Here is a 6,681-nt window from a genome sequence, read left to right on the forward strand (position 1 = left end):
GCCCCCACGACGGCGGTCAGCGCGGCCAGCTCGTCGTCGGTGGGAGAACCCTTCACGACGCGCAGCAGCGGGTGCGTGCGCTCGTCGGAGGTCTCCGTCGTCTCGGTCGACCCCGTCGCCTTCGTCGACTCGGCCCTGTGCGTCATCGACCACCTCTCTGCTCGCGCGGGCACACCCGGACCGGGTGGGCTGTCACAGCGGGATGTTGCCGTGCTTCTTGGGTGGCAGGGTCTCCCGCTTGTCCTGCAGCAACCGCAGAGCCCGGGCGACGTGGCCACGGGTGTGCGAGGGCGGGATGACGCTGTCCACGTACCCACGCTCGGCGGCCACGTAGGGGTTGCAGAGCGTGTCCTCGTACTCCTGGATCAGCTCGGTGCGCAGCGCCTCGACGTCCTCGCCGGCCTCGGCGGCCTGGGCCAGCCGCTTGCGGTGCACGATGTTGGCCGCGCCCTGCGCGCCCATCACCGCGATCTGGGCCGTCGGCCACGCGATGTTGATGTCCGCCCCGAGGTGCTTGGAGCCCATGACGTCGTACGCGCCGCCGTAGGCCTTGCGCGTGATGACCGTGACCAGCGGGACCGTGGCCTCGGCGTAGGCGTAGAGCAGCTTGGCGCCGCGCCGGATGATGCCGTTCCACTCCTGGTCGGTGCCCGGCAGGAAGCCCGGCACGTCCACGAACGTGAGCACGGGGATGTTGAACGCGTCGCAGGTGCGGACGAAGCGGGCGGCCTTCTCCGAGGCGTTGATGTCGAGGCACCCGGCGAACTGCGTCGGCTGGTTGGCGACCACGCCCACGCTGCGCCCCTCGACGCGGCCGAAACCGACGATCACGTTGGGCGCGAACAGCTCGTGGACCTCGCAGAAGTCGCCGTCGTCCACGACTCGCGAGATGACCTCGTGCATGTCGTACGGCTGGTTGGCCGAGTCCGGGATGAGCGTGTCGAGCTCGCGGTCGGAGTCGGTGAGGTCGTCGGCGATCGAGCCGGACCCGGGTTCGGCAGTGTCGAAGACCGGCGGCTCGGAGAGGTTGTTCGACGGCAGGTACGACAGCAGCTCCTTGACGTAGGAGACGGCGTCCTCCTCGTCGGAGGCGAGGTAGTGGGCGTTGCCCGACTTCGTGTTGTGCGTCCGCCCGCCGCCGAGGTCCTCCAGCGTCACCTCCTCCCCGGTCACCGTCTTGATGACGTCGGGTCCGGTGATGAACATCTGCGACGTCTTGTCGACCATCACCACGAAGTCGGTGAGCGCGGGCGAGTACACGTGCCCGCCCGCGTTGGCGCCCATGATCAGCGAGATCTGCGGGATCACGCCGGACGCGTGCGTGTTGCGACGGAAGATCTCGGCGTAGAGGCCGAGCGAGACCACGCCCTCCTGGATGCGGGCGCCGCCGCCCTCGTTGATGCCGATGATCGGCCGGCCGGTCTTCATGGCGAGGTCCATGACCTTCACGATCTTCTCGCCGTAGACCTCGCCGAGCGAACCGCCGAACACGGTGACGTCCTGGCTGAACACGCACACCGGGCGACCGTCGATCGTGCCGTAGCCGGTGACGACGCCGTCGCCGTAGGGCCGGTTGCGGTCCTGTCCGAAGTTGGTGGAGCGGTGGCGGGCGAGTGCGTCCAGCTCCACGAAGGACCCCGGATCGAGCAGGAGGTCGATGCGCTCGCGGGCGGTCTTCTTGCCCTTCGCGTGCTGGCGTTCGACGGCGCGCGCCGAGCCCGCGTGCACGGCTTCGGAATCGCGGCGGTACAGGTCGGCGAGCTTGCCCGCCGTCGTGTGGATGTCCGGCTCCTCCGCCGGTGGCGTCCCGAGTGGCTCCGTCGCGCTGCTCATGGACGCCGAGCTTAATCAGCTCGCGGGCTCGGCAGCGGATTGCGTTGGCAATCTCACCGCGCTCCTCCGCGGTGATCGCCTCGCTGTCTAGGGTGAGGTGTGTGACAGCGTCGCGACACCTCGACGCGGGCCGTCTGCGCTCGCTCCTGCTCGCCCCGGTCGGGCCCTACGCCTCCCTCGACGTCGTCGCCCGGACCGGCTCCACCAATGCCGATCTGCGGGCGGCGGTGGCCGCGGGGCAGCCGGACCGGACCGTGTTGCTCGCCGAGGAGCAGACCGCGGGTTCCGGGCGGCGGGGCCGGGACTGGGCCTCACCACCCGGGCAGGGCATCTACCTGAGTGTGTTGCTGCGGCCCGCCGAGGTGCCCATGGCGGCTCTGGGCTCGCTCGCGATCGTGGCCGGGCTCGCGCTGACCGACGTCACGGCGGAGCTGGGCGTCGACGCCGTGCTGAAGTGGCCCAACGACGTCCTCGCGGGTCCCGGCCGCGCGAAGTGCGCCGGAGTGCTCGCCGAGACCGTCCCCTCCGACGAGCAGGCGGTGGTGCTGGGCATCGGCCTCAACGTCCTGCCGATGCGGGAGCCGGTGCGGCCGGGGCCGGGCGGGCTGCCCGCCACCTCGCTGGCCGAGCAGGGTGCGCGTATCACCGACCGCACCGACGTCGCCGCGTTGTTGCTGGCGGCGTTGCACGAACGGGAACTGCCGTGGCGCCGGGCCCGTGGCGACCTCGCGGCGGCCGGGCTCCTGGACGACTACCGCGCGCGCTGCGCCACCCTGGGACAGCAGGTGCGGCTGGAGGTCGCGGGCGGACGCGCCCGCCTGGCCACGGTCGTGGACGTCGACCCGAGCGGCGCACTCGTGGTGGACGACGAAGGCGGCCGCAGGCGCTCCGTGTACGCGGCCGACGTGATCCACCTGAGGGCCGTGTCCGAGTAGTCCACGAGTAGTCCACAACCTCTCGAAACGGCGGAGTGGGCGAGCCGCGCACGCGGTACGGTGAGGCCCACGACGACGGACGAGTGGTGGGGGTTGACGAGGTGGCCTATCCCGACAGTTTGCTCAGCGAGGGCGAGCAGGTCGTGGCGCACAAACATCCGCACTTCAAGATGCTCGTCTTCCCGGTGCTCGCGCTCGTGCTGATCGTGGCCGCGGCGGTCGCGGCCGCCGTGTGGGCCCGCGATCTGGAGCCGCCGTGGGACATGGTGGGGCTGATCGCGGTGGCCGCTGTCGGCGGCATCCTGGTGATCTGGCTCTTCCTCGTGCCGTTCGTGCGGTGGCGTACGACGCACTTCGTCGTCACCACCGACCGCGTGATCGTCCGGGAGGGCGTGATCAAGCGCACGGGCATCGACATCCCGATGCAGCGCATCCACAGCGTCCGGTTCGAGCACGGGCTCGTCGACCGGATCTTCGGGTGCGGCACGCTCGTGATCGAGTCCGCGTCGGACGAGCCGCTCACCTTCGACGACATCCCGCAGGTCGAGCAGATGCACACCTACATCTACCGCCAGGTCAACGACAACCCCTACGACGACTTCGACGCGCGGGGCGGTCGCGGGCAGGGCGCGTTCCAACCCGAGGACGGGCGGCAGGAGCGTTATGGGCGTGCGTGAGCTGGGGCTGCCCGAACGGCTCGGCTCGGGCGAGTCGCTCCCGTCGCGGGTCGAGATCTGGGAGGTCGGTCCGCGCGACGGCCTGCAGAACGAGACGGAGGTCGTGCCCGTCGAGGTCAAGGTCGAGTTCCTCGACCGGCTGGCGCGAGCGGGCCTGACCACGCTGGAGGCCACGAGCTTCGTGCACCCGAAGTGGGTGCCGCAGCTCGCCGACGCCGAGGAGCTGCTGGCCCGGCTGGACCGGCGCGACGGTGTGCGGTACCCGGTGCTGGTGCCCAACGAGCGTGGGCTCGACCGGGCTCTCGCGGCGGGCGTGACCCACGTCGCCGTGTTCGCCAGCGCCACCGAGACGTTCGCGCGCCGAAACCTGAACTCGGGTCTCGACGCCCAGTTCGCGATGTTCGAGCCGGTGATCGCACGGGCGCGGGAGTCGGGTCTCGACGTCAGGGGCTACGTCTCGATGTGCTTCGGCGACCCGTGGGAGGGCGCCGTCGCGCCGGAACAGGTAGTGGCCGTCGGGAAGCGGCTGCTCGACGCGGGCTGCTCGCAGCTCTCGCTCGGCGACACCATCGGCGTGGCCACCGCGGCGAGTGTCGAGCGGGTGCTCGACGCGTTCACCGAGAGCGGGGTCGCGATCGGCGACCTCGCGGTGCACTTCCACGACACCTACGGCCAGGCGCTGGCCAACACGCTCGCCGCGCTGCGCAAGGGCGTCACCACGGTGGATTCGTCGGCGGGTGGCCTCGGCGGCTGCCCGTACGCGGAGTCCGCCACCGGGAACCTCGCCACCGAGGACCTCGTGTGGTTGCTCGACGGGCTCGGCATCGAGCACGGTGTCGATTTCGACGCGCTGGTCGAGACCAGTGCCTGGATGGCGACGCGGCTCGGGCGGCCGAGTCCGTCGCGCGTGGTCCGGGCGCTCGCGGGGTAACGTCGGTCGCCGGTCAAGCCGCCGGAGGGACGTGCCGATGGGGTGCCGTGGGTCGGGGAACCGATCCGGCGCCGTACACGTCCAATCCGGGGCCACTGCTGACATCAGTGACCCTTCGACGTCGGGGGGAGAGGCCGTGACCGAGCATCGACTGCAAGTGGAGGAGCTGCTCGCCGACTATCGCCGTAGTCGGGCGCAGCTCGCGGACGTGCATCAGCAGTTGGCGCGGGTCAGCGCCACCGCGCAGAGCGCGGACGGACTCGTGACCGCGACGGTCGGCGCGCGGGGCGAGCTCACCGACCTGGTCCTCGACGCCGAGGCCTACACGCGGTACCGCCCGTCGGAGCTCGCGGCGCACATCGTGCGGGCGGCGAAGGAGGCCACGGCGGAGGCGTTCAGCGGGGCGGAGGAGATCCTGGCGCCCGCGTTGGGCCGCAGCGCCGATCCCGGTGCGGTGTTGTCGGGCACCGCGGACCTCTCCGACGACGAGCTCGCCGTCGGAGACGAGGAGGACGACGACGCCGGGTTCGAGGACCAGAACTGGCTCGACGACAGCGAATGGTCGAAGACCCGATGAGCGGCGGATTCGAGGCCGACCCGCGCAGGCTCGCGGCCGAGGCGGGGGAGTTCACGGCGCTGGCCGAGCGGGCGCGGACCGTCGCCAGGGACCTGGCCGACGCTCTCGACGCGGCGCCGCGGCCGTGGGGCTCCGACGCCGTGGGCGAGAGTTTCGCCGCCGTTCACGTCGAGGCGGCCGACCGGGCGAGGGCGCAGACAGCCGAGGTCGCCGAGGCGTTCGAGCAGTTCGGCGCCGCACTGCGGGAGGCGTCGACGGCGTACGGCACCGCCGACACCGACGCCGCGGACGCGGTGCGGGCGGTCGAGCAGCCGGATCACACGCGGTAGGGGAGGGCCGATGGGCATCGAACTTCCCCCCGAACTGGCCGCGATGGCCGAGGTCACCGGGGTGAGCTGGCCGGAGGCGGACGAGGACGCGTTGCGCGAGCAGGCCGAGGTGTGGCGCAGGGCCGCCCGGGAGTTGACGGCCCTGGCGGGCGATGCCGACGCGTGCGCGGAGAGGGCGCTCGGCGCGATGTCGGGCGGTGCGGCGGACGCCGCCCGGCGTCGATGGGCGACGCTCGGCGACGCCGATTCGGGACTGCTCGCCGAGGCCGTGCGCGGTGCCACCCGAGCGGCGGATCGGCTCGACCACGCCGCTGAACAGGTGGGCAGGGCGAAGGTGGAGATCGTCCGGCAGCTCGTGGCCGCGGCGAACACGCGCGACGCCGCCGTCGTCGCCGCCGATGCCGGACATCCGGCGGCCCTGCTGGGAGTCGACACGGTGTTGCGCGGTGCGGCACGTGAGCTCGGGATGGTGACCGAAGGGTTGGTCGACGCGGTGGGCTCGCCCGAGGCGGTGGGACAGCCGTTGAGCACGGCGTCGGAGTCGGTCGACGACCTGGCGGGGGCACCGGGCCGGCTCGGCGAGGACGGGCTCGGCGAGCCGCTCGACGGGGTGCGAGCTCTGGCCGAGTTCGGCGGTGACCCCGGCGCCGATGGTTCCGATGGCTCCGACGGCTCAGGCGACCCGAGTTCTCACGGTCTCGTCGCTGCCGAGGGGCTCGGTGCGGTCGCCGCACAGCTCGGGGGCGACGTGGGCGAGGTCGTCGGAGGCGTCGGCGCGGACGGGGTGTCCGAGGACGCCCGGGACGGGGCGGACGCCGACCCGGGTGGGAACGTGAGCCCCGGTGTGGTGCCCGAGGACGTGCTGGCGTCGGAGGACACCGGCCCGATCGCGCTGACGCAACTGCCGACGCCTCCGCGCGGGCAGGTCTTTCCCGGCGTCGGTGCCGATGCCCCGACACCGCCCAGTGGGACGGCCTTCCGCCCGCCCGAGGTCGCCGCCGGACCCGCGACCGGGCACACCCACCTCTCCGGCCTGGCACCGTCGGTCGCGGCGAATCCGATGCCGCACCCGGGAATGCCGGGGCCGAACCCCGTGCCCAACCCCATGCAGAACCCGGGCGTCCACGTCGCGCCGCAGCCGATGCCGGGACCGAATCCGGTGGCTCAACCGGCGCCGTTCGCGCCCCCGGCGGCGTGGGGCCCACAACACGCTCAGCGACCTCCCGTGCCCCCGGTTCCGGGAGGACAGCAGGGCGCCTTCGGCGCGGTACCGCCCGGATACAACACCGCGGCCCCGCAGGGGCGTGCTCCCGCCGCGGCGCCCGGAGCACCGCAGGCACCGGGGGCGGCGTGGAACGCGCCGTATCCGGGGCATCCGCCTCCGGCCTCGTCCGGGGGA

8 protein-coding genes are annotated in these 6,681 nt (G+C 72.4%); 6 read left to right on the top strand and 2 right to left on the bottom strand.

Features of this window, described 5'->3' with window-relative positions; translation table 11 throughout:
• Together SACAZDRAFT_RS22590 and SACAZDRAFT_RS16520 are read right to left on the bottom strand one after the other, a co-directional pair.
• Positions 1-146 (bottom strand): acyl-CoA carboxylase subunit epsilon (locus SACAZDRAFT_RS22590; protein WP_005443578.1); only part of this gene is annotated, 146 nt, incomplete at its 3' end.
• Positions 147-192: 46 nt separating this feature from the next.
• A complete protein-coding gene (locus SACAZDRAFT_RS16520) occupies positions 193-1,833 on the bottom strand; it encodes an acyl-CoA carboxylase subunit beta (RefSeq protein WP_005443579.1) in 1,641 nt (546 codons plus the stop codon).
• A 101-nt stretch (positions 1,834-1,934) separates the two neighbouring features.
• Here SACAZDRAFT_RS16520 and SACAZDRAFT_RS16525 point away from each other — a divergent pair, with 101 nt between their 5' ends.
• From SACAZDRAFT_RS16525 to SACAZDRAFT_RS23415, 6 genes are all read left to right on the top strand, one after another.
• The gene (locus tag SACAZDRAFT_RS16525; RefSeq protein WP_040927799.1) at positions 1,935-2,768 is read left to right on the top strand and encodes a biotin--[acetyl-CoA-carboxylase] ligase; all 834 of its coding nucleotides are present in this window, start codon (positions 1,935-1,937) and stop codon (positions 2,766-2,768) included.
• An 83-nt stretch (positions 2,769-2,851) separates the two neighbouring features.
• Entirely contained in the window at positions 2,852-3,445 is a 594-nt protein-coding gene (locus tag SACAZDRAFT_RS16530) for a PH domain-containing protein (protein WP_232286288.1), read from the top strand.
• Positions 3,432-4,376, top strand: coding sequence for a hydroxymethylglutaryl-CoA lyase (locus SACAZDRAFT_RS16535; protein WP_005443582.1), 945 nt, complete (start codon positions 3,432-3,434; stop codon positions 4,374-4,376). The genes SACAZDRAFT_RS16530 and SACAZDRAFT_RS16535 overlap by 14 nt, the downstream gene beginning before the upstream one ends.
• Before the next feature lie 136 nt (positions 4,377-4,512).
• A complete protein-coding gene (locus tag SACAZDRAFT_RS16540; RefSeq protein WP_005443583.1) occupies positions 4,513-4,953 on the top strand; it encodes a YbaB/EbfC family nucleoid-associated protein in 441 nt (146 codons plus the stop codon).
• A complete protein-coding gene (locus tag SACAZDRAFT_RS16545) occupies positions 4,950-5,282 on the top strand; it encodes a PE domain-containing protein (RefSeq protein ID WP_005443585.1) in 333 nt (110 codons plus the stop codon). The genes SACAZDRAFT_RS16540 and SACAZDRAFT_RS16545 overlap by 4 nt, the downstream gene beginning before the upstream one ends.
• 10 nt (positions 5,283-5,292) lie before the next feature.
• A partial coding sequence (locus SACAZDRAFT_RS23415; protein ID WP_005443586.1) for a WXG100-like domain-containing protein occupies positions 5,293-6,681 on the top strand: 1,389 nt, incomplete at its 3' end.

This window comes from Saccharomonospora azurea NA-128 (assembly GCF_000231055.2).
Classification (GTDB): Bacteria; Actinomycetota; Actinomycetes; order Mycobacteriales; family Pseudonocardiaceae; genus Saccharomonospora; species Saccharomonospora azurea.

Bases quoted from the DNA above. Each gene is read 5' to 3' on its own strand.
- SACAZDRAFT_RS16520 (WP_005443579.1), bottom strand. From the start codon at position 1,833: ATGAGCAGCGCGACGGAGCCACTCGGGACGCCACCGGCGGAGGAGCCG.
- SACAZDRAFT_RS16535 (WP_005443582.1), top strand. From the start codon at position 3,432: ATGGGCGTGCGTGAGCTGGGGCTGCCCGAACGGCTCGGCTCGGGCGAG.
- SACAZDRAFT_RS16545 (WP_005443585.1), top strand. From the start codon at position 4,950: ATGAGCGGCGGATTCGAGGCCGACCCGCGCAGGCTCGCGGCCGAGGCG.